Annotated in this window: 16 protein-coding genes; 13 read left to right on the top strand and 3 right to left on the bottom strand. The window is 72.3% G+C overall.

The window, feature by feature from the left end:
- Nucleotides 1-176 precede the first annotated feature (176 nt).
- The 4 genes from AWQ71_RS24095 to AWQ71_RS24080 all read left to right on the top strand — a co-directional run bounded on the left by AWQ71_RS24095 (nt 177) and on the right by AWQ71_RS24080 (nt 3485).
- Complete coding sequence (locus AWQ71_RS24095) at nt 177-1235, top strand: Dyp-type peroxidase (protein ID WP_067137001.1); 1059 nt, start codon at nt 177-179, stop codon at nt 1233-1235.
- Nucleotides 1232-2047, top strand: a complete 816-nt coding sequence (locus AWQ71_RS24090) for a family 1 encapsulin nanocompartment shell protein (protein ID WP_067136999.1) — start codon at nt 1232-1234, stop codon at nt 2045-2047. The genes AWQ71_RS24095 and AWQ71_RS24090 overlap by 4 nt, the downstream gene beginning before the upstream one ends.
- Before the next feature lie 146 nt (nt 2048-2193).
- Complete coding sequence (locus AWQ71_RS24085; protein WP_067136997.1) at nt 2194-2547, top strand: GntR family transcriptional regulator; 354 nt, start codon at nt 2194-2196, stop codon at nt 2545-2547.
- Nucleotides 2544-3485, top strand: a complete 942-nt coding sequence (locus AWQ71_RS24080) for a hypothetical protein (protein WP_157570527.1) — start codon at nt 2544-2546, stop codon at nt 3483-3485. The genes AWQ71_RS24085 and AWQ71_RS24080 overlap by 4 nt, the downstream gene beginning before the upstream one ends.
- A 107-nt stretch (nt 3486-3592) precedes the next feature.
- Here the strand turns inward: AWQ71_RS24080 and AWQ71_RS24075 are convergent, their stop codons facing one another.
- Entirely contained in the window at nt 3593-4267 is a 675-nt protein-coding gene (locus AWQ71_RS24075; protein WP_067136993.1) for an ATP-binding cassette domain-containing protein, read from the bottom strand.
- 267 nt (nt 4268-4534) lie between these two features.
- On the opposite strand from AWQ71_RS24075, the gene AWQ71_RS24070 reads away from it, so the two are divergent.
- The 6 genes from AWQ71_RS24070 to AWQ71_RS24045 all read left to right on the top strand — a co-directional run bounded on the left by AWQ71_RS24070 (nt 4535) and on the right by AWQ71_RS24045 (nt 13711).
- Nucleotides 4535-7828 carry a type 2 lanthipeptide synthetase LanM family protein gene (locus AWQ71_RS24070; protein ID WP_067136991.1) on the top strand — a complete coding sequence of 1098 codons (3294 nt, stop codon included), beginning with the start codon at nt 4535-4537 and terminating at the stop codon, nt 7826-7828.
- The gene (locus tag AWQ71_RS24065) at nt 7825-10062 is read left to right on the top strand and encodes a peptidase domain-containing ABC transporter (protein WP_067136989.1); all 2238 of its coding nucleotides are present in this window, start codon (nt 7825-7827) and stop codon (nt 10060-10062) included. Before AWQ71_RS24070 ends, AWQ71_RS24065 begins: the two co-directional genes overlap by 4 nt.
- 60 nt (nt 10063-10122) lie before the next feature.
- The gene (locus tag AWQ71_RS24060) at nt 10123-10311 is read left to right on the top strand and encodes a hypothetical protein (RefSeq protein WP_157570526.1); all 189 of its coding nucleotides are present in this window, start codon (nt 10123-10125) and stop codon (nt 10309-10311) included.
- Between the two features lie 35 nt (nt 10312-10346).
- Nucleotides 10347-10544, top strand: a complete 198-nt coding sequence (locus tag AWQ71_RS24055; protein ID WP_067136986.1) for a mersacidin/lichenicidin family type 2 lantibiotic — start codon at nt 10347-10349, stop codon at nt 10542-10544.
- Between the two features lie 5 nt (nt 10545-10549).
- A complete protein-coding gene (locus AWQ71_RS24050) occupies nt 10550-10741 on the top strand; it encodes a hypothetical protein (RefSeq protein WP_067136984.1) in 192 nt (63 codons plus the stop codon).
- A gap of 141 nt (nt 10742-10882) precedes the next feature.
- Entirely contained in the window at nt 10883-13711 is a 2829-nt protein-coding gene (locus tag AWQ71_RS24045) for an ATP-binding protein (protein ID WP_169806614.1), read from the top strand.
- Nucleotides 13712-13793: 82 nt separating this feature from the next.
- On the opposite strand, the gene AWQ71_RS24040 is transcribed toward AWQ71_RS24045, so the two are convergent.
- Nucleotides 13794-15266: an alpha/beta fold hydrolase gene (locus AWQ71_RS24040; RefSeq protein WP_169806613.1), complete on the bottom strand. Its 1473-nt coding sequence runs from the start codon at nt 15264-15266 to the stop codon at nt 13794-13796.
- A gap of 169 nt (nt 15267-15435) precedes the next feature.
- Between AWQ71_RS24040 and AWQ71_RS24035 the strand changes: the two genes are divergently transcribed.
- Nucleotides 15436-16704 (top strand): sensor histidine kinase, encoded by a 1269-nt coding sequence (locus tag AWQ71_RS24035; RefSeq protein WP_169806612.1) that lies wholly within the window; start codon nt 15436-15438, stop codon nt 16702-16704.
- 10 nt (nt 16705-16714) lie between these two features.
- Nucleotides 16715-17359: a LuxR C-terminal-related transcriptional regulator gene (locus tag AWQ71_RS24030; protein ID WP_067136976.1), complete on the top strand. Its 645-nt coding sequence runs from the start codon at nt 16715-16717 to the stop codon at nt 17357-17359.
- Between the two features lie 48 nt (nt 17360-17407).
- Here AWQ71_RS24030 and AWQ71_RS24025 read toward each other — a convergent pair whose 3' ends face one another.
- Entirely contained in the window at nt 17408-18169 is a 762-nt protein-coding gene (locus AWQ71_RS24025) for an MgtC/SapB family protein (protein ID WP_067136975.1), read from the bottom strand.
- A gap of 352 nt (nt 18170-18521) precedes the next feature.
- On the opposite strand from AWQ71_RS24025, the gene mgtA reads away from it, so the two are divergent.
- On the top strand, nt 18522-21233 hold the full coding sequence (gene mgtA / locus AWQ71_RS24020; protein ID WP_218001930.1) for a magnesium-translocating P-type ATPase: 2712 nt from the start codon (nt 18522-18524) through the stop codon (nt 21231-21233).
- Nucleotides 21234-21376: the final 143 nt, after the last annotated feature.

Here is a 21376-nt window from a genome sequence, read left to right as displayed (position 1 = left end):
CTATGTATTGATTTGAGGCCCGCCACCGGAAATATGCGGGGTTGACCGCGTTTGACGGCTGGATGGCGCGTTCGTTGCCGACGGCTCCGTGTGGTGCCTCAGGGCCGGGGCATTGCTCGGTAGGTGACCGGAGCTCCCACCACGACGCACCCATCGCGTACCACGAGGTGAACGCGATGGCGGAACCGATCCCGCAGGAGGTGCTGCGCCCGCTGACCAGGTCGGCGCTCTTCCTCGTCGTGACGATCGACCCGGGCGGCGAGTCCCGGGTACGGGATCTACTGACCGAGCTGTCGGGCCTGCAGAAGGCGGTGGGTTTCCGGGCGCAGGAAGGCCGGTTGAGCTGCGTCACCGGGATCGGGTCGCAGGCCTGGGACCGGTTGTTCGCCGGGCCGCGCCCCGCCGGGCTGCACCCGTTCCGCGAGCTGGCCGGGCCCGTCCACCGTGCCGTGGCGACACCGGGCGACCTGCTGTTCCACGTCCGGGCGCAGCGGCCGGACCTGTGCTTCGCGCTGGCGTCGGAGATCATTGATCGGGTGCGCGACGCGGTGACGGTCCGCGACGAGGTGCACGGATTCAAGTACTTCGACGTACGCGACCTGCTGGGCTTCGTCGACGGGACGGAGAACCCGGTCGGCCCGGCGGCCGGCGCGGCCGTCCTGGTCGGCGCGGAGGACCCGCGATTCGCCGGCGGAAGCTACGTGATCGTGCAGAAGTACCTGCACGACCTGCGGGCGTGGAACGCCCTGCCGGTAGAGGCGCAGGAGATGGTGATCGGCCGTAGGAAGCTGTCCGACATCGAGCTGGACGACACCGTCAAGCCGCCCGACTCACATGTCGCGCTCAACACGATCGTCGACCCCGACGGCACCAAGCACGAGATCCTGCGCGACAACATGCCCTTCGGCACGGTGGGAAGCGGCGAGTTCGGCACGTACTTCATCGGCTACGCCCGCACCCCGGCGGTGACCGAACGGATGCTGGAGCGGATGTTCCTCGGCGACCCGCCGGCCAGGCACGACCGGATCCTGGACTTCTCCACCCCCGTCACCGGCGGCCTCTTCTTCGTCCCCAGCGTCGGCTTCCTCGACGATCCGCCCGACCTGCCCGCCGTCGCAGCCGAGAACCGGGCCGAGGATTGGGTACGCGGCGACGCGGGCGTGCCAGATGACAGGGAGAGGCCGCCCCAGCAGTCCCTGGGCATCGGCGATCTCAAAGGGAGCGACGTTCCATGAACAATCTGCATCGGGAACTCGCGCCGATCTCCGACGCCGCGTGGGCGGACCTGGAGGAGGAGGCGCGGCGCACGTTCCGGCGACACGTGGCCGGCCGTCGCGTCGTGGACGTCGTCGGGCCGGAAGGGGTGCGGCTGTCAGCGGTCGGCACCGGGCACCTGCAACCGGCCGAGCCTCCCGTGAACGGTGTCGTCGCCCGCACGCGGCGCTCCCAGCCGATCGTCGAACTGCGCGCGCCCTTCACCGTCGACCGGCAGCAGGTCGACGCCGTCGAACGCGGCGCCAAGGACGCCGACTGGCAGCCGGTCAAAGACGCCGCCCGCCAGATGGCCCTCGCCGAGGACCGCGTGATCTTCGACGGCTACCCCGCGGCCGGCGTCATCGGCCTCCGCGCCGCCTCCTCCCTTCCGGCGATCCCGCTCCCCGCGGACGTACCCGGCTACCCCGGCGCCGTCAGCCGGGCGATGAGCGCGCTGCGGCTGGCCGGCGTCGACGGCCCGTACAGCCTGGCCCTCGGCGCCGACGCCTACACCGCCGTCAGTGAGGCGACCGACCACGGCTACCCGATCCGTGATCACATCGCCCGCGTCCTCGGCGGCGAGATCATCTGGGCGCCCGCCGTCGACGGCGCCTTCCTGCTGTCCACCCGCGGCGGCGACTTCGAGCTGCACATCGGCCAGGACGTCTCGATCGGCTACCTCGACCACGACGACGCCGCCGTCCAGCTCTACTTCCAGGAAACGCTGACCTTCCTCGCCTACACCGCCGAGGCCGTGGTGACGCTCTCGCCCGCCTCGCCCCCGCCCGCCTGAGCGGCCGCGCGCGCGTGCGCGACGCGAGCCCCGGCGAGCGTCCGCGACGGCGGACCTTCACGCCCAGGACTGCCGGTTCCTCCACCACGCCGGCGAATCCGCGGCACGCCCGCACAAAACCTAGATTGTTCTATTAGAATGCGAACATGTTGTTCCGTGTCGATCCCGGAAGTCCGACGCCGCTGGCCGTCCAGATCGCCGGTTGCGTGCGCAAAGCGCTGGCCGACGGGCTGATCCGCCCCGGCGACCGCCTGCCCGCGGGCCGGGAGCTCGCCACCTCGCTCGGGGTCAACATGCACACCGTTCTGCGCGCCTACGCCGATCTACGCGACGAGGGGCTCATCGAGCTGCGCCGCGGCCGGGGCGCGACGGTGACCGGCACCAACCCCGCCGACCGAGCACGGATGGCCGAGGCGGTGCGGCACGTGGTCGACGCCGCCCGGCGAGCGGGCGTGAACGCGGAAGAGCTCATCACCCTGGTACGGAAGGAGTTCACATGACAGACAGGACTCGCAGACTGGCCGGATCTCTCCTTCCCGGCGTGGTGATCGCGGCCGGGCTGGCCGCCTTCCTGGCCGGGCGGGAGCAGCTGCCCGCCACCATCACCAACCTCGGCCACCGCCCGCCGACGGACACCGGAGCCATGGCCGCGGCGCTGCTCGGCGTTCCGGCCGTGCTGTGGGGGCTCGGCCTGCTCGGGTCCGCGCTGTCGGGGCGGTTGCCCGCCTCGCGGGCCCACTGGACGCAGGCCGCCATCCAGACCATCGTCACAGCGGTGGCCCTGCCGCTGGTGACCGCCCTGCTGATGATGCTGGCCGCGGCTCCGCAGACCCCGGAGCCGCTCCTGATGGCGACCGTGCTCCCGGCGGCCGCACTCGGCGGCGGCGCCCTCGGCCTCCTGCTGGCCGGACGCCGCTCACCCGCCGGCCTCGCCACCGCGCCTCCCCGGCACGACGCCGTACGGCTGAGCCTGGCCGACGGCGAGCGCGGAGTCTGGCAGGAGCGGCGGGTCGTCCGTGCGGTCGACTGGCTGGTCGCCATTCTCGCGATCCCAGGCGTGGCGATGACCGCCGTTCTGGTCATCGTGGCCGGTCCGACAGGGTGGGCCGCGGCGGTCGTGGTGCCGGTGGCGCTGACCCTGCTCCCGATGCGCTCCTACCGGCTGGTGATCGACCAGGACGCGGTGCGGGTCTCGCTCGGCTTCATCCGCCGCGAGTTCCCGCTCACCAGCGTGGTCCACGCGGAACCGGCCGTCGTGGACGCCGCGGAGTGGCTGCTGTCCGGCGCTCTGCGCGGCGCGGGGGCGAGTCTGCTCACCGGCCCGGGGCCGGCCCTGTCCCTCGCCCTGGCGGACGGCACCCGCTACCTGGTCACCTGCCGCGACACCACCGCGGCCGCCGGCTTGATCAACACCATGCGGGACCGCCACGCGGCGTGACACCCGTCGCGGGTTCGCCGAAGCGCCGGCGGGCGGATCGGGGCGGGTGGTCGCCGTCGGCACGGGAGGCGACCGGGGTCGGCGTCGCCGAGTTCCTCGACGCGAGGTCAGGGCAGCCGGTCGCCCTCGGCGGAGTAGGTGACGCGGCCGCCGGCGAGCACCGCCATCCCCCCGCAGACGCGGAGCAGGCCGTCGTCCATCGTGCGGGAGCTGACCATCACCATCCGCTCCTCGCCCAGGGCGGCGGCCAGCTCCCACAGGCTCGCCCGCTCGTCCGGGGTGAGCCGGCCGGGCAGCTCGTCGATCACCAGCAGCCGGGGATCGGTGATCAGCGCCGCCGCGACGGAGACCCGCCGGAGCAGTTCGCCGCCGAACTCCGCCATGTTCCGGTGCGCCGCCTCGGCCAGCCCGACGAGCTCCACCACCTCCGCGATGCGCCGCCGCCGGAGGGTCCGGTCGTCCAGCCCCCGGGACAGGCCGACGTAGTTCAGGTACTCGGGCACGGTCAGGTCGGGGTACCGTCCGGGCGCCTGCGGCACGTACCCGACCATCTGGAGCCCCACGTCCCGGCCGACCGGGCCCACGAGCTCCCTGCCGTCCAGCTCGACCTTCCCGCTGGTCGGGCGGACGAGCCCGGCGAGGATGCGCAGCAGTGTGCTCTTCCCGGCTCCGGTGGCGCCGAAGAGGCCGAACACGCCGCTGGGGACGCTGAGCGTCACTTCGGCCAGCGCCCGCACTCGTCCCTGGAACACCTTCGTCAGGCCGCGAATCTCGATGGTCACGCCGAACTCTCCAAGACACCCGGGGGCAGGGACGTGCTGCGATTACGTCGTGTTTCTTGGATCACCGGCCGGAGGCTCGGCTCCGGCCGGCTCTTGCGCCTGGCGAGGCGCCCGTCTGGGCCCGAAGCCTCGCTAGAGAGAAAAGTAGGAGGACCCTCACTAAGGGATCAAGTAGGGGGAACCCCGTAGGGATTTCCCCGAGGCTGCCGATCCGCCGCCTGGCCCAAGCTGACGCCATCTGTTCGATCTGTGCTTGGGAGTCAGTTCATGTCGGACACCACGGTCCCGGCGATCGATCCCATGGCGTCGGCGGGCCTTCCATTGTGGATCAGTGCGCTGACCCTGGCGGAGCGCGCCACGGCGGGAGCACCCGAGGTCGCGAACGAGGCCGACGAGCGGGCCCGCAGGCGGCTGGAGCGGTGGAAACGGGCCCACGGCCTCGGCGACGGGCCGGCGTTCGCCGCGCGCCTGGCGGCGTTGCCCGCCGGCTGCGGGAGCGAGGCCGGGCTGCTGGCGCTGCTCGCCGAGCCTCCCGAGCGGTTGAGCGCCAGGGTGGACACGGTCCCGGACTGGAGCGAGACCCTCGGCCGCGTCCTGTCCGGCGAGCGCCACGACCGGGCCGCGCCGGAGACCGACTGGCGGCAGGGCATGGCGGCGATCGTCGAGCCGTTCACCGACGACGCGCTCCGGCGGCTGGAACCGGACATCCCCCGGGAGCACGCCGACGCGCTGCGCTCCGCCGTCGCCCAAGCGCTGAACGCCGCGCTGCTCGGCCTGGCCACGCGGACGCTGGTGCTGGAGCTCAACGTGCTGCGCGTCGAGGGACGGCTCACCGGGGACACGCCCGAAGCGCGGTTCGCGTCCTTCGTCGCGCACTTCACCGCTCCCGAGGGGCGGCGCGCGCTGCTGGCCGAGTACCAGGTGCTCGGACGGCTGCTCGCGCAGCGGGCCGACCAGACCATCACCGCGGTGCGGGAGCTGCTCCGGCGCTGGGCCGCGGACCGGGAGGCCGTCGTCGCCGCCCTCTTCGGCGCCGCCGACCCCGGCCCGATCACCGGGCTGACGCTCAACGACGGCGACACCCACCAGGGCGGCCGGGCGGTGGCCATCCTCCGCTTCGCCTCGGGTGAGCGGCTGGTGTACAAGCCGCGTTCCGTCACCGTGCACGCCCGGTTCGCGACGCTGCTGCGGTGGTTCGACGAGCGGGCGGGCCGCATGGACCTGCGCGTCCCCGAGGTCCTGGAACGCGACGGGTACGGCTGGATCGCGTTCGTGGAGGCCGTCCCCTGCCAGTCGGCAGCGGAGGTCGACGCCTACTACCGGCGGCTCGGCGCACTCCTGGCGCTGCTGCACACCATCGAGGCGGCGGACTTCCACTTCGAGAACCTCATCGCCCACGGCGACCAGCCGGTCCTCATCGACCTGGAGGCGCTGTTCCACCCGCAGCTCGCCCGTCCCGTGCTGGAGGAGGGCGAGGACCCGGCGCTGACCGTGCTGAACTCGTCGGTCACCCGGGTGGGGGTGCTTCCCATGCTCCTGTCGGGCGAGGACGGCGAGCTGGACCTCGGCGGGCTGGGCGGCGACGCGGGGGCGATGTACCCCTTCGCCCTGCCGACGCTGGAGGCCGGCGGCACCGACACGATGCGGATGGTGCGGCGGCGGACGGCACTCGGCGGCGGCAGCAACCGGCCGACGCTCGACGGAGCCCCCGCCGAGCCGGCGCACCACGTCGACCAGCTCGTGCTCGGCTTCCGTACCGGCTACGACGCGATCCTGCGCCACCGCGAGGAGCTCACGGCGGAGGGCGGCCCGCTCGCGGCCTTCGCCGAGCTGGAGGTCCGCGCCGTGCTGCGCGCCACCCAGGTGTACGGCACGCTCCTCGACGAGGGGACCCATCCCGACCTGATGCGCGACGCCCTGAACCGGGATCGTCACCTGGACTTCCTCTGGTCGGCGTCGACGGCCGGAGAGTCGCTGCCGCGGGTGGTGCCGTACGAGCAGGCCGATCTGTGGGCGGGTGACATCCCGCTGTTCACCGGCCGGCCCGGCTCCCGCGACCTGTGGGACAGCCGCGGCGAGCGGATCCCCGAGTTCTTCCCGGCCCGGCCGCTCGACCTGGTGCACGCCAAGCTCGCCGGCATGGGCGCGGCCGACCGGGCCCGGCAGGAATGGATCATCCGCGCGACCCTGGCGACGCGACCCGCCGTCACGGGCGCGGCTCCCCGCGAGGAACCCGGCCGCCCGCTGGTCCCGCCGGAGACGGCGGACCGCTGCCTGGAGCAGGCCGTACGGATCGGCGACCGGCTGAGCGAGCTGGCGATCCACGACGGGGAGCGGGTGTCGTGGCTGGGGCTGCAGCCGGTCGGCGAAGCGGGCTGGCGGGTCTCGCCGCTCAAGACCGACCTCTACGGCGGGCACACGGGCATCGCGGTCTTCCTCGCCAGGCTGGGCGCGGTCACCGGCGAGCGCCGCTTCGCCGATCTGGCGCGGCGGGCGCTCTGGATGATCCCTCCGCTGCTCGACCGCTACCCGCTCATGCCGGCCGAGCAGCGCGGGCAGCTGTTCGGCCTGGGCGGGTTCAGCGGGATGCCGGGGCTGGCCTACGGGCTGCTCCACGTCGCCGCCTGCGCCGGCGAGGACGCCGTCCCGTCCGTGGCGCAGGCCGTCGAGCACGTCGCCGGGCTGCTGGACGAGGACGTCCCCGACCCGCTCGACATCCTGAGCGGCAGCGCGGGCACGATCGGCGCGCTGCTCGCCGTCCACGCCCACACCGGCTCGGGGCGGGCGCTGGACATCGCCGTCACGTGCGGCCGGCGGCTGGTGGACCGTGCCGAACCCCGGGAGCACGGCGTGGCCTGGCCCGCCGACGGGGCGAGCCGGCCGCTGTCGGGCTTCTCACACGGGACCGCGGGCATCGGCTGGGCGCTGATCAGGCTCGGCGCGGTGACGGGCGAGGCCCGGTTCACCGAGACGGGACTCGCCGCGCTCGCCGGGGAGCGCGCCGACTACAGCCCCGAACTGGGCAACTGGCCCGACCACCGCGTGGACCGGCGCGACGACGAGAGGTTCGTCTCCCACATGTACGCCTGGTGCCACGGCGCGCCCGGCATCGGCCTGGCCAGGGCCGGCGTACTGGACCTCCACGACAACCCCGGCCGCCACGACTCCCCCGGCCTCCGCTCCGGCGTCGGCCCGCGGGCCGACACCGGCCTGCGCGCCGACCTGCCCGCCGACCTGGACCTGGCGCTGGCCGCGACCGTACGCGGCGGGCTGTCGCTGCGCGGCCACAGCCTCTGCCACGGCGTCTTCGGCAACGCCGACCTGCTCCTGCTGGCCGAGGAGCGCGGCGCCCGCCTCGCCCCGGAGGCCGGGAGCGCGCTGGCCCGCGCGGTGGACTCCCTCGACCGCGACGGTCCGGTGTGCGGCACGCCGGGAGAGATCGAGACGCCGTCGCTCATGACGGGTCTGGCCGGGATCGGCTACGGCCTGCTGCGGCTGGCCTCGCCCGGGACCGTCCCCTCCGTGCTCCTCTTCGAGCCGCCGAAGCGGGTGACCGCGTGAACCGGATCCACGCGGCCCTCATGGCGCTGCTCGCCCTGGTGCGCCGCCGCACCCTACGCGTTCCCCTGCGCCAGCAGCTCACGGCGACGGAGTGCGGGATCGCCTGCCTGGCCATGATCGCCAGCTACTTCGGACGTCACACCATGATGACCGAGTGCCGCGCCTTCCTCTCCGCCGGACGGGACGGCCTGTCCGTCGGCCGCCTCATGGACGCCGCGGCCCGGCTCGGCCTGGCCGCGGACGTCGAGCAGGTGGCCCCGGCGGACCTGCCCGACGGCCCGCTGATGCTGTTCTGGCGGGGCCGCCACTTCGTGGTGCTGGAGCGGCGCACCCGCCGGTGGGTCCGCATCGCCGACCCCAGCGGCGGACGCCGGCGGCTGACCCACGCCGAGTTCGCCGAGGAGTACAGCGGGATCTGCCTGACCCTCCGCCCCGAGCCGGGCTTCCGGCAGCGGCCGGGCCGCGCCCGCGACTGGCCGATCCCCCGTTACCTGCGCGAGGTGCTGGCCGTACCGGGGACCCGGGTGCCGATGGTCGGCATCCTGCTGGCGTCGGCCGCGCTGCAGGGCGTCGGGCTCGCCCTGCCCCTGGCCACGGCGTACGTCGTCGACACGCTGCTGCCGCAGCGCGAGGCGGGCCTCGTCCCGCTGCTGGCCCTCGGGGTCGCGGTGACCGCCGTGACGCACGCCGGCGCGGCGCTCATGCGGGGCTGGGTGGCGGTCACCCTGCGTACCCGGGCCAACGCCGTGCTCACCCGCGGCTTCATGGCGCATCTCCTGCGGCTGCCCCTGCTGTTCTTCCTCCAGCGGTCCCGGGGCGACCTCCTGATGCGGCTGGCCAGCGTGATGAGCGCGCGCGAGGTGCTGACCGGCCAGCTCTTCATGATCGTGCTCGACGCCTCGATGCTCAGCTTCTACCTGGTCGGCCTGGCCGTGCTGGCCCCCGCGTACCTGGCGCTGACCCTCCTGCTCGGCCTGGTCCAGGTCGGCCTGATCGTCGTGACGTACGGCAAGCAGGGCAGGCTGGCCAAGCGCGAGCTGTACGCCATGTCGGAGGAGCAGGGCTACCTGGTCGAGACGCTGGACGCGGTGCTGCCGCTCAAGGCGAACGGCGCGGAAACCCGGGCGCTGCGCCACTGGGGCGGCCTGTTCGAACGCCACCAGGACGCCAGCCTCCGGCGCGGCCGCTCGTCGGCCGTGGTCGAGGCGGCGCTGAGCACGATGCGCGTCCTGTCGCCGCTGGCCATGCTGGTGCTCGGCGTGAGCCTCGTGCTGGACGGCACGATGACCGCCGGCGCGATGCTGGCCGCCAACGCCGTCGCCGTGTCGGTCCTGACCCCGCTCGGCTCCCTCGCCACGTCGGGCCAGTCGCTGCAGTCGGTCCGGGCGCAGGTGGAGCGCATGCACGACGTGCTCGACTCCGGGCAGGAGCCGGTCGGCCCGGCCGGCCTGCCCGGCGGCGGGCCCATCGGTGTGGAGCTGTCCCGGGTCACGTTCGGCTACGACCCGGAGGGCGCGCCCGTGCTCCAGGACATCTCGCTCTCGATGCGGCCCGGACGCAAGATCGGCGTGGCCGGCCGTACCGGATCCGGCAAGAGCACCCTGGCGCTGATGGTCCTGGGCCTGCTGCGCCCCGACAGCGGCGAGATCCACCTCTCCGGGATCCCCCTGGAGGAGCTCGACCTGCACGAGCTGCGGGCGAGCTGCGGCGCGGTGCTCCAGCACCTGTCGCTCTTCGACGGAACCATCGCCGACAACATCACCATGGGCAGCCCGGACGCCTCGCAGGCCGACGTGGAGTACGCCGCCGAGGTGGCCGGACTGCACGACGACATCCAGCGGATGCCCATGCGCTACGCGACGCGGGTCGGCGAGGGTGGCATGGCCCTGTCGGCCGGGCAGCGCCAGCGGGTGGCGCTCGCCCGAGCCCTGGTCCACCGGCCCCGGCTGCTCATCCTCGACGAGGCGACCAGCCATCTGGACCCGGCCACCGAGCGCCGGGTGGACGCGGCGCTCAACCGGCTGCGGGTCACCCGGCTGGTCATCTCCCACCGCCTGTCCGCCATCGAGAACGCCGACGAGATCGTGGTGCTCGACACCGGGCGCGTCGCCGAACGCGGCACCCACGCCGAGCTGCTCGAACTCGGCGGCCACTACGCCGCCATGTTCGGCCCCCTGACCTCCGGAGAGGCCGCGACCGCCGCCGAGCGGCTGCCCGGCCTCGTCCGGAAGTGACGCCGCGCCACGGCGCGGCCTCCCCCGAACCCCACGACCCCTCGAAAGGAGGTGAACTTCATGGACCGCGACCTGATCCGCGCCTGGAAGGACGAGGACCACCGCGAGGACCTGCTCGGCATGGCCCACCCCGCGGGCGACATCGACCTGAGCACGGCCGCCGGTGCGAGCAACACCTGGTGGATCACCAGCACCCCCGCCTGCACCTTCATCACCGTCATCTTCGGCACCTTCAAGAAGGCCGAGTAACGCTTCCCTCCCTCACTCACAGGAAGGAACCCCTCATGAACCATGACCTGATCCGTGCCTGGAAGGACGAGGACCACCGCGAGGGCCTGGCCGGCGTGGCCCACCCGGCGGGCGACATCGACCTCACCTCGGCCACCGGCGGCGAGGGACAGACGACGAGCTTCCCGTGCCTCGTCGCTCTGTCGCTGCTGCTGCGCTGCTTCCCCGGGCAGCCCCAGGCCAACCAGCTGTGACGCCGATGAACGAGATCCGCGCCTGGAAGGATGAGGACTACCGGGAGATCTTCCCCGGTCTGATCCACCCGTCCGGACAGATCGACCTCAAGTCGATCGCCGCCGCGGGCGGGGACTCCTTCAACCTCACCAGGATCCTCACCTGGTGGTTCTGCGGCCCGGTCGGGACCGAACACCCCAACTTCCCGACTGAATAGCCGCCGCGTATGGCCCGCCCGGGCGTGTTCCCGGGCGGGCCATCGCCGTTCTTTCCTGTTGTCCGCATGTCAGGACGATCTTCACAGGTTGTGAGGCGATCGCCTACTTTGGAACGAGATCCCGCGTCTCGGATGGTGACCATGCACGATCCTTTCTCGGCGTCGCCCGGGCTGATCGGACGCGCGGCCGAACTGGGGCGCCTCGACCGAGCCGTCGGCGACGTGACCGCCGGGCGGTTCCGCACCGTCTCCATCACCGGAAGCCCCGGCATCGGCAAGACGCGGCTGCTGGCCGAGCTGAGCCGGCGCGCCGGCGAACGCGGCTTCACCGTCATGTCCGGCAGGGCCACGGAGTTCGAGAAGTGCTTCCCGTTCGCCGTCTACGTCGAGGCGCTGACGCCGTGGTCGCCGCCCGAACCGGACGACGCGGAGGCGCGGACGGCGCTGGAGACCCTCGTATCGATCTCCAGGGGAGACCACGAGCCCGAGGCGAGCACCGACCGCTACCGGTTGTACCGCGGCATCCGGCGCCTGCTGGAGGTGGCGCCCGGCTCGATCGCCCTGATCCTGGACGACCTGCACTGGGCCGACCAGCCCTCACTGGAGCTCACCGAGTACCTGCTGCGCAAGCCACCGCGCGGCGGCCTGCTCGTCGCGGTGGCGTACCGGCCCGCGCCGCTGCCCACCGGCGTCGTCGCCGCCCTGCCCCAGGCGGACGACCAGGCCGTGTTCCTGGATCTGCGTCCGCTTGAGGAGAAGGACCTCGCGGAGCTCTTCCCCGGCGCCGGCCCGCATCGGCGGCGGCTGCTGCACCGGGCCAGCGCCGGAAACCCGCTCTATCTGCACGCGCTCGCGGACGCCGGCGACTCGGTCCTGGCCGGGTTGACCGGCGGCGAGTACCCCGTGGGCGGGCCGCGGGCGCTGCAGGGGCTGCTGCTGGCCGAGCTCGACGTCCTGCCCGACGACCTGCGCCGGGTCGCCCAGGCGCTGGCCGTCGCCGGCGACCAGGCCTCCCTCGACCTGGTGGCCTGGATCGCCGAGACCGGCGAGGAGGAGACCGCCGACGCGCTGGACCGGCTCTGCGCGCACGGCGCCGTGGTGCCCACCGACGCGTTCTTCACCTTCCGGCACCCGCTGCTGCGCGCGGCCGTCTATCGGGACGCGGGCATGGGCTGGCGCACCCGGGCGCACGAACGCGCCGCGGCCTACCTCGACGCCCATCGCGGGCCGGTCACGCTGCTCGCGCATCACGTCCAGCGGTCGGCCCGGCAGGGCGACGAGCGGGCGGCCGCCATCCTGCACGAGGCCGCGGCGGGACTGCTCGACGTCGCGCCGGCCACCGCGTCCCGCCTGCTGCGTACCGCGCTGCGCGTCCTCCCCGCCCGGGAGGACCTGACCTCGCGGAGGATGACCATGCTCATGGCGCTCGCCCGCGCGGTCGCCTCGGAGGGCGAGCTGGCCGAGAGCCGCGAGATCCTGGAGGCGGTGCTGCCGGGGCCGGAACCCACGTCCCTGGAGGCCGCGGCGTTCGCCTCCGTCCTGTCCCGCCTGATGGGCGACCTGGACGCGGCCAAACACCTGCTGACCAGAATGCTGAACCGGGGCGCCGACGCCTGTCCCCACACCGCCAGCATCCTGATCGAGCTGGCCGCGCTCGACTCGCTCCGGCTCGACAGCGACGAGGCGTGGCGACACGCGCGGGCGGCGCTGGAACAGGCCGACGAGCTGGGGCATGAGGCGCTCGCCGCGACGGCGCACAGCCTGCTCGCGCTCAACGCGGCGCAGCAGGCCCGTACCGGCGACGCCGAGGTCCACGTCGAACAGGCCACCCGGATCGCGGACGGCGTCGCCGACGCGGAGCTGCGCCCGCACGCCGCGCTCTTCGCGCCCCTCGCGCTGGTCGAGGCGCAGCTCAACCTCCGGGATCGGGCCGCCCGGCACCTCGCCAAGGGGCTGGAGCTGGTCGGCAACCAGGGGCTCGACCCCGGTTTCCCCTTCCTGCGCATCGTGGAGGTCGCCCTGCTCACCCGCGAGGGAAAGCTCTCCGCGGCGGTCGCCGCCGCCGAGGAGGCGGCCGAGCTGGCGGCCTTCCCCAACAGCCATGAGCTGACCGCGACCGTGTGGGCCGCGGCCCTGCCCGCGCTGCTGTGGCTGGACGGCCCGCAGGCCGCCCTCACCGCGGCCGACCGGCTGATCGGCCCGGCGCTGCCCCGATCGGCGTGGTGGTCGGAGCTGACCCGGCTGAACCTCGCCACCGTGAACTTCCACGCCGGTCGGGTGGCCGCCTGCCTCGCCCAGCTCACCGCCGGCCCGTGGTTTCCGCAGACGGCGGCCAGCGCGGGAATCTACCGGCAGGCGCTGCACGCGGTCTCCGCGGCCCGCTTCAACGACCTGCACAGCGCCCTGCTCCTGTCCGACCTCGGCCTCGCCGACGCCAAGGGCCTCGGCATGGACCACCAGCTCGGCGCCGCGCACCACGCACGGGCGGAGGTCCTGCTCCAGTACGGCGAGCTGGAGGAGGCCCTGCCGCACGCGTCGGCGGCGGCCACCTACTTCGCCGACGCGGGCGCGGCGATCGACGAGGGCCGGGCGCGTCAGCTCCTCGCGACCCTGCACTCCCGGAACAGCGACCCGACGGCGATGCGGGACGAGCTGGCCCGGGCCAAGGCGCGCTACGCCGAATGCTCGGCCGCCTGGCTGGAGAAGCAGCTCGCCAAAGCGGAACTGCGCATGGCGGCGAGCCTCACCCGGCAGGCCGAGGAGCCGGCGGGACTCAGCGAACGCGAGCGGCAGATCGCCGCGCTGGCCGGTTCCGGCCTCACCAACCGCGAGATCGCCCAGCGGCTCTACCTGAGCCCCAAGACGGTGGAGGCCCACCTGGCCCGCGTCTTCGCCAAGCTGGACGTGCGCTCCCGGGTCGAACTGACCCGCAGGCTCGCGCAGGACAGCTCATCGGAGCACTCGCCGTAGACGACGTGCTGGACGAACCCCGCTCATGCGGTCCCGCCTCGGTGCCGGGACGGCCACGCAGCCGACATGGCACAGGCGCCTGTCACTCGGCGGGGCAGGTGGTGCCCGGCGTGGGCAGCTTCAGTTCGGCCAAGTACGTGGTGGCGTGCCGGATCGGGCATTTCCTGCCCGACAGGTACATGACGTGGCCGGGTCCGTCGTAGCCGACGGTCACCGAGTTCGGGATCATCTTGGTGAAGCTCTCGGTCCACGCGTAGTCACCCCAGGTGCTGCCGACTCCCAGGACGGGCGGCAGGCCACGGGACGGCAGCGGGCGGGACGGGTTGGCGACCTTCAGCGGCCAGCCCGCGCATGCCAGCGCGTCCATCGTGGCTCCTCCGCCGAAGTTCGGCGAGATCTTCCGCGCCTGACGGCGGAATTTCTGGAGCTGGGCATAGCTGGTATAGCCACGGTCATCCCCGCAGCTCATCGCCGGCATGGCGGGCATCGCCCACACCCGCGCGTTGCCGAGGGCGAATTCGGCGAAACCGGACCCGTCACCGCCCCGGGCGTTGTGGACCGCTGCCGCGAAGGCCAGCCAGTTGGCGTTTCCCGGCCCCGGGTCGGTGGGGAAGCCGAAGCTCCGCAAATGCCATCCGGTCAGCGTGCCCTTGCCGAACTCGGACGTCGTGACCGGGATCGGCTTGCGATCGGCGTCTCGAATGAGCTTGCGCCAGACCGCCCCGGCGTCCTGTCCGTGCAGCGCGCAGGCGGGGGTGGCCGCGCACCAGGCAGTGAACCTGGTGAATACACGCTCCGCGACGCGTAGGATTCGCAGTCCCTGGTTGGGCCAGCCGTCGACCTGATTGATCACCCCGTCGAGATACATGGCCCGGATGCGCTGTGGGAACAGCCGCGCATAGGCGGCAGCGGGCACCCCTCCGTAGGAGTTGGCCATGAAGCTCAGCCGTTCCTCGCCCAGGGCCTCGCGGACCGCTTCCATGTCCCTGGCGGCCGACAGGGAGTCCATGTGGGCGAACAGTCCGGTCTTGTCCGTTTTCTGGCATGCTTCGAAGGCCTTGGCCATCGCCGTGGCCTGCGTCGTGTACTCCTTGCGGTTGCGGGGGTCGGACAGTGACGTCGCCGGTTGCATGCAGGAGGGCGGCACCTGATCGAGCCACACCCTCGTGCGGGGTTTGTAGGCGACGATGTCGAACCTGCGGCCCAGTTCGGTGAGGTCGGCCGCGGCGCGCTTCAGATCCTCGATCCCGTCGGCCCCGGGACCGCCGGGGATGCCCAGTACGCTGCCGATCCGGTGCGTGGACTCGGTGGCGGGCAGCCGGGCCAGGTCCAGTTTGATCGTCGGCCCGTCCGGCTTGGCCCAGTCCACGGGCACCTCGATCGCGGCGCACCGCATGCCCGCCGGTGTGTCCTGCCCCGCGCAGTCCCGCCACGTCTGCTGTCCGTCCCGAGTGGCTGACGCCGCCGGCGTCATCCCGGCCAGTGCCGCCGCCGTGACCCCAACCGCCAGCCATGCGGTCCTCCCGCGCTGGCGCCGTTCCTTCGTTCTCATCATGGTCATCACACTGATGAAGCGAACGGCCCACCACCACCGGGATATCCCCCGAGCCGGCTTCGGGATGTCCCCCACAGGCTGTCCGGCTGTTCTCGCGGGCGAGCGTCCGTCAAAGTGGTGGCGGTGCCGCCGCGATCAGCGGCCGGCCGTCGTCGGGCGAGGAGGAACGTTGGGAAGACGAACAGCGGGCGTCCTCCCCCGGTGGCGTGTGATGATCACGGCGCCCGTGCGGGCATGGGCGTGGCGCGACCTCGCCTACGCCCTGACGATGCCGGTGATGGCGGGAATCGGCCTGGCCCATCTCGTTCTCGTGTCGCTGAGCCTCGTCATGGCGGCCAACCTCGTCGGCCTGCCGTTGCTGGCCCTGAGCGTGCTGGCGGCCAGGGGCCTCGGCACGGCCAACCGGGGACTGGCGCGTGTGCTGGCCGGGGTGCGGATATCCGATCCCGCCCCGTTCCGCTCCGGTCCCGGCCTGGTGAACCGGCTCGGATCGGCGCTCGGCGACGTGACGGGATGGCGCGCCGTCGTCCACGGGTTGATCCGGCTGCCGACGGCCGTCGTCGCCTTCACCGTCGCCGCCGCGCTGTGGGGATGCGGCCTGGTCCTGCTCGGCTGCCCCCTGTGGTGGCGGTCCTCGGCCCTCCCGTACCTGTCTCCGGGCGACTGGCTCGGGGCGGTGCTGATGAGCGCGACCGGGATGGCACTGCTGCTCCTGGCCCCGTGGGGCGTCCACCTCGCGCTGGCCCCCGAGCGGATGCTCGCCCGGACACTCCTCGGGCCGGGTCCGGGCGAGACGAGGCTCCGCAGACTGGAGCAGGCGCGCGCGATGGCTGTGGACGATGCGGTCGCCAGACTTCGCCGCGTCGAGCGCGACCTGCATGACGGGACAGCCGCACGGCTCGTGACGCTGGCCTTGAGCCTGGGCATGGCCCAGGAAGAACTGGAGCACGCCCATCATGCCGACCGGCTGGAGCGGGCCCGCGCCCTCGTCGACAGCGCGCACAGCAGCGCCAAGGAGACGGTGGCCGAACTTCGTGACCTGATCCGCGGCCTCCACCCGGCCGCGCTCGACAAGGGGTTGGAGGTCGCCCTGGCCACGCTCACCGCACGGAGCCCGATCCCCGTCCGGCTCGACACCGATCTCCCCGAGCGGCCGACTCCGGCCATCGAGACCATCGCCTACTTCTGTACGACGGAACTACTCGCCAACGTGGCCAAGCACAGCGGCGCCAGGCACGCCTCGGTCGACGTGCGCGCGCGTGACGGCCTGCTGACACTGCTCGTGCGGGACGACGGCGTGGGCGGCGCGGCACCGAACACCGGATCCGGGTTGCGCGGCCTGGCCGCTCGGGTGGGGATGGTGGACGGCATGATCGACATTCGCAGTCCGATGGGAGGGCCTACGATGATCACCGTCGAACTTCCCATGCGCATTTGAAGGGAAGCGCATGCGCATCGTGATCGCCGAAGACGCCGTGTTACTCAGAGACGGCCTGTGCATGCTGCTCACCTCCCGCGGCCGGGAGGTGGTGGCCGCCGTGGGCGACGGCGACGCGCTCCGAGCGGCCGTGGCGGAACACGGTCCCGACATCGCCATAGTTGATGTGCGCATGCCGCCCTCTCACACCGACGAGGGCCTGCGGGCCGCGATCCAGATCCGTCGTGATCATCCGCGTGTGGGCGTGCTGGTCTTCTCTCAGTACATCGAGACGCGTTACGCCGCCCAGTTGCTCGCGAACGGCGCCAATGGGGTGGGTTACCTGCTGAAGGAGCGGGTCGCCGACATCAAGGACTTCCTGGCCGCTCTCGACCGGGTCGCGGCCGGCGAGACCGTCCTCGACCCGGAGGTCGTCACCCAGATCATGGGCGCGAGCAGGCGCGCGGAGTCCCTGGGCACGCTCACTCCCAGAGAACGCGACGTGCTGGCCATGATGGCGGAGGGGCGCTCCAACAACGCCATCGCCAAAGCGCTGTTCCTGTCGTCCGGCTCGGTGGAGAAGCACGTGACGCAGATCTTCACCAAGCTCGATCTTCCTCCGTCGGAGGGCGACCACCGCCGGGTACTCGCCGTCCTGCGCTATCTCCAGGCCTGACCGACGCGATACGCCCCCCCGGGTCGCACCCGTGGGTTCTTCTTCGAGTTACGGGGCCGCGACCCCCTCCTCCTGGCGTGCGGTCACGACCGGGCCGGGCAGCGGGGCGGCGTGGTCGTCGGCGGTGCGCCACTCGACGGTGTGGATGCCGGGCTCAAGGGACATCCGGGCGACCAGATGCTCCAGCCGCGCCGGGGCGTCCCCGTCCAGCAGAAGGTGGGCGGTGAACCGGGTGTCGCCGGTCGGGTCGGTTCCGATGCTGTCGATGCCGCGGAGGATCACCTCGCCGCCGCTCGTGCACTGGACGAGGAGGGCGCGGACGTGCTGTTCGGCCTCGGCCAGGCAGGTGAGGTTCAGCAGGTACGGGTGCAGGTCCTCGCCCGCGCCGGGCGTGTCGTGGTCGATGAGCCGTCCCAGCGGCCGGCCGAGAAGGTGGACGGCCAGGACCACGACCGTGGCGATCCCGGTGAATACGAAGTGCCCGGAGGCGGCGAGCACCCCGACGGCGGCCGAGCACCACAGGGTGGCGGCGGTGTTGAGCCCGCGGACGCTGAATCCGTCGCGCAGGATCACCCCGGCCCCGAGGAAGCCGACCCCGGACACGACGTAGGAGGCGACCCGGGTGGGGCTTCCGCTGTCGCCCACCGCGTCGGAGTAGAGCACGAAGAGGGTTGCTCCGGCGGCGACGAGCGCGTTGGTGCGCAGACCGGCCATCCGGGCACGCCACTGGCGCTCCAGGCCGATCAGCGCGCCGCACCCCACGCCGGCGGCCAGGCGCAGCACGAACTCGGCGATGGTCAGAGTGTTCATGATCGATTACCTCCTCGCCGTCGAGGCACGCATCGAGGCCGCCGTGTCGCGGCCGCAACCAGTCTAATTGACTTGTTGCGCGAATACGCAAATAGGGTTACCGTCCTTTTCGGGTGCGATCGTCACCCGTGCCTGTCGTGAGGAGGTGACCGACATGGATGGCTGTAGCAGTCCGGGCCATGATCGGCCCTGCCTCCGTTCTTCCGCGCGATAACCGATCTTCCTCGCGCGTTCTCTGAGCCGCCGCCGTCGGCGGGCTCTTCTTTTCCTCACCCGATGACCTGTGCCCCGCGGCCGTCCCGGCCGCGGGGTTCCCCTGTGCTGTGCCGGCACGAGAAGAGGTGAAACGATCATGCTCGAGACCACCCGTGAGATCAGGCGCCCGGCGTCCTCCGGACGTCCCGCCCGCCACGAGCGGCGGATGAACGCGATCAGCGAGGCGACCGCGCGCATCGGCGCGGACCTCGCCGCGGCCGCGTCCACGCCGTACCAGGAGGTGTTGCGCACCCTCGACAGCCGACGTGACGGGCTGACCAGGCGGGAGGCCGCGCGGCGGCTGGAGCGGTACGGACCCAACGTCGTGGACCACGACCGGCCGCCGCACTGGGCGATCCAGCTCGCCTCGACGTTCAAGAACCCGTTCATCCTCGTGCTGGTCTGCCTGGACGTGGTGTTCCTCCTGACCGACGACGTCACAGGCGTGCTCACGCTGACGACGATGGTCCTGGTCAGCGTGCTCCTCCGCTTCTGGCAGGAGTTCCGCTCGACCAAGGCGGCCGAGGCGCTCAAGGCCATGGTCACCACCACCGCGACCGTGCTGCGCCGCCCCGGCGCCGACGCGCGTCCCGTCGAGCACGAGACGCCGATCGAGCGGCTCGTCCCCGGCGACGTGGTACGGCTCTCCGCCGGCGACATGGTCCCGGCCGACTGCCGCCTGCTGACCGCCAAGGACCTGTCCGTATCCCAGGCCGTGCTGTCGGGTGAGTCGTTGCCGGTGGAGAAGTACGACACGCTCGCCGACGTGGCGGAGAAGTCCGCGGCCGGCTCGGCCCCCGCGGCCGGCCCGCTGGAGGCGGCGGGGCTGTGCCTGATGGGCACGTCCGTGGTGTGCGGCACGGCCACCGCCGTGGTCCTGACGACCGGCGCGCGCACCTACTTCGGCTCGATGGCCAAGGGGCTGGTCGGCGCCCGTCCGGAGACCGGCTTCGACCGCGGGGTGCGCTCGGTGAGCTGGGTGCTGATCCGTTTCATGCTGGTGATGGTCCCGATCGTGCTGGTCGTCAACGGGCTGACCAAGGGCGACTGGTTCGAGGCGTTCCTCTTCGCGATCTCTGTGGCGGTCGGGCTGACCCCCGAGATGCTGCCGGTGATCGTGACCGCGAACCTGGCCCGCGGCGCGGTGGCCATGTCGAAGCGCAAGGTCATCGTCAAGCGGCTCAACGCGATCCAGAACTTCGGGGCGATGGACGTGCTGTGCACCGACAAGACCGGCACGCTCACCGTGGACCGGATCGCGCTCGAACGGCATCTGAACCCGCTGGGCGCCCCCGACGACGAGGTGCTGGAGTACGCCTACCTCAACAGCTCCTTCCAGACCGGGCTGAAGAACGTGCTCGACCGGGCGATCGCCGACCACGTCCAGGAGGCCGACCGGCTGCTCGCCGACGCCCGCTTCACCAAGGTCGACGAGATCCCGTTCGACTTCGCCCGCCGCCGCATGTCGGTGGTCCTGCGGCGCGAGCCGGACCGGCACGTGATCATCACCAAGGGCGCGGTCGAGGAGGTGCTCGCCGTCTGCTCCGCCGTACGCCGGGACGGCGTGGACGAGCCGCTGACCGCGCCGCTGCGCCAGGAGGTGCTGGCGACCGCCGAGGAACAGAACCGGGAGGGCCTGCGCGTGCTGGCCGTCGCGGCCAGGACAGTGCCGGCCGAGCGGGATGTGTACGGCGTGGCGGACGAGGACGAACTGACCCTGATCGGCTTCGTCGCGTTCCTCGACCCGCCCAAGGCGAGCGCCGCCGCCGCGATCGACGCGCTGGCCGGCAACGGCGTCACGGTCAAGGTCCTGACCGGAGACAACGACCTGGTGGCCGCGAAGGTGTGCCGCGACGTCGGCCTGGACGTCGGGCGGATCGTGCTGGGCGACGTCCTGGACGGGCTGGACGACGACGAGCTGCGCGAACTGGCCGAGCGGACCACGGTCTTCGCCAAGGTCAACCCGATGCAGAAGGCCCGCGTCATCCGCGCGCTGCGGGCGGGCGGGCGCACGGTGGGCTTCATGGGCGACGGCATCAACGACGCCGCCGCGCTGCGTGACGCCGACGTGGGCGTCTCCGTCGACACGGCCGTGGACATCGCCAAGGAGGCCGCCGACATCATCCTGCTGGAGAAGGACCTCACGGTTCTGGAGCAGGGCGTGATCGAGGGGCGGCGCACCTTCGGCAACATCATGAAGTACATCAAGATGACCGCCAGCTCCAACTTCGGCAACGTCTTCTCGGTCCTGGTCGCCTCGGCCTTCCTGCCGTTCCTGCCGATGCTCGCCGTCCACCTGCTGGTGCAGAACCTGTGCTACGACCTCTCCCAGCTCTCCATCCCGTGGGACCGGATGGACCGGGAGTATCTGCGCAGGCCGCGCAAGTGGGCGGCCGGTGACCTGAGCCGCTTCATGCTCTGCGTCGGGCCGATCAGCTCGATCTTCGACATCACCACGTTCTGCGTCATGTGGTGGGTCTTCTCCGCCGACACGGTCGCCGAGCAGGCCCTGTTCCAGTCGGGCTGGTTCATCGAGGGCCTGCTGTCGCAGACGTTGATCGTCCACATGATCCGCACCCGCAAGATCCCGTTCGTCCAGTCCCGGGCCGCGACCCCGGTCCTGCTCCTCACCGGACTGATCATGGCGATCGGCGTCTACCTCCCCTTCTCACCGCTGGCCGCGACATTGGATATGCGGCCGCTGCCCCTGGCGTACTTCCCCATCCTCGTCGCGACCCTGCTCGCGTACTGCACGCTCACCCAGTTCATCAAGACGCGCTACATCAGGCGCTTCGGAACCTGGCTGTGACCCGCGCCGCCCGCCCGGGATCCTGCCCCGGCACCGAGCGTCCGGCCAGTTCACGGGGTAGTCCGTAGGGGTGTCAAGCTTGCATCGGCGAGCAAGGAGGCGGCCGACGGAGACCGACAGTCCCGGCCGCCTCGCGCCCGCCG

Origin of the sequence: Microtetraspora malaysiensis, assembly GCF_001528665.1 — a bacterium.
Classification (GTDB): domain Bacteria; phylum Actinomycetota; class Actinomycetes; order Streptosporangiales; family Streptosporangiaceae; genus Microtetraspora_A; species Microtetraspora_A malaysiensis.
This window is presented reverse-complemented; position numbering and strand designations above follow the sequence as displayed.

Coding starts and splice junctions, on each gene's coding strand:
- AWQ71_RS24095 (WP_067137001.1), top strand. CDS start 177: ATGGCGGAACCGATCCCGCAGGAGGTGCTGCGCCCGCTGACCAGGTCG.
- AWQ71_RS24090 (WP_067136999.1), top strand. CDS start 1,232: ATGAACAATCTGCATCGGGAACTCGCGCCGATCTCCGACGCCGCGTGG.
- AWQ71_RS24085 (WP_067136997.1), top strand. CDS start 2,194: ATGTTGTTCCGTGTCGATCCCGGAAGTCCGACGCCGCTGGCCGTCCAG.
- AWQ71_RS24080 (WP_157570527.1), top strand. CDS start 2,544: ATGACAGACAGGACTCGCAGACTGGCCGGATCTCTCCTTCCCGGCGTG.
- AWQ71_RS24070 (WP_067136991.1), top strand. CDS start 4,535: ATGTCGGACACCACGGTCCCGGCGATCGATCCCATGGCGTCGGCGGGC.
- AWQ71_RS24060 (WP_157570526.1), top strand. CDS start 10,123: ATGGACCGCGACCTGATCCGCGCCTGGAAGGACGAGGACCACCGCGAG.
- AWQ71_RS24055 (WP_067136986.1), top strand. CDS start 10,347: ATGAACCATGACCTGATCCGTGCCTGGAAGGACGAGGACCACCGCGAG.
- AWQ71_RS24050 (WP_067136984.1), top strand. CDS start 10,550: ATGAACGAGATCCGCGCCTGGAAGGATGAGGACTACCGGGAGATCTTC.
- AWQ71_RS24045 (WP_169806614.1), top strand. CDS start 10,883: ATGCACGATCCTTTCTCGGCGTCGCCCGGGCTGATCGGACGCGCGGCC.
- AWQ71_RS24040 (WP_169806613.1), bottom strand. CDS start 15,266: ATGATGAGAACGAAGGAACGGCGCCAGCGCGGGAGGACCGCATGGCTG.
- AWQ71_RS24030 (WP_067136976.1), top strand. CDS start 16,715: ATGCGCATCGTGATCGCCGAAGACGCCGTGTTACTCAGAGACGGCCTG.
- AWQ71_RS24025 (WP_067136975.1), bottom strand. CDS start 18,169: ATGAACACTCTGACCATCGCCGAGTTCGTGCTGCGCCTGGCCGCCGGC.
- mgtA (WP_218001930.1), top strand. CDS start 18,522: ATGCTCGAGACCACCCGTGAGATCAGGCGCCCGGCGTCCTCCGGACGT.